Origin of the sequence: Neisseria sp. HMSC065C04 (genome assembly GCF_001815375.1) — a bacterium.
In the GTDB taxonomy this organism is placed as follows: domain Bacteria; phylum Pseudomonadota; class Gammaproteobacteria; order Burkholderiales; family Neisseriaceae; genus Neisseria; species Neisseria flavescens_D.
Map to the genome: position 1 here is coordinate 1 of NZ_KV820421.1, position 277 is coordinate 277.

A 277-nucleotide genomic window follows, 5' to 3' on the forward strand; every position below is an offset into this window, starting at 1 on the left:
GCGACGACAACATCACCACCGAAGCCCAAGACGACACAGTGACCGTCAAGCTGAACAAAGACCTGGCAGTAGACAGCGTCAAAGCCGGCGACACCACCGTGAACAACGACGGTGTGAAAGTAGGCGACGATGTCGCATTGACCCAAGACGGCGTTAAAGCAGGTGATGTCAAACTGACCAAAGACGGATTGAACAACGCCGGTAACAAAGTGACCAACGTAGCGGATGGCGACCTCAATGCCAACAGCAAAGACGCCGTTAACGGCAGCCAACTGTT

Annotated in this window: 1 pseudogene; it reads left to right on the forward strand. The window is 54.2% G+C overall.

What is annotated here, in order from left to right:
* A pseudogene (locus HMPREF3022_RS08945) lies at nt 1–277 on the forward strand (hypothetical protein); the annotation flags it as partial.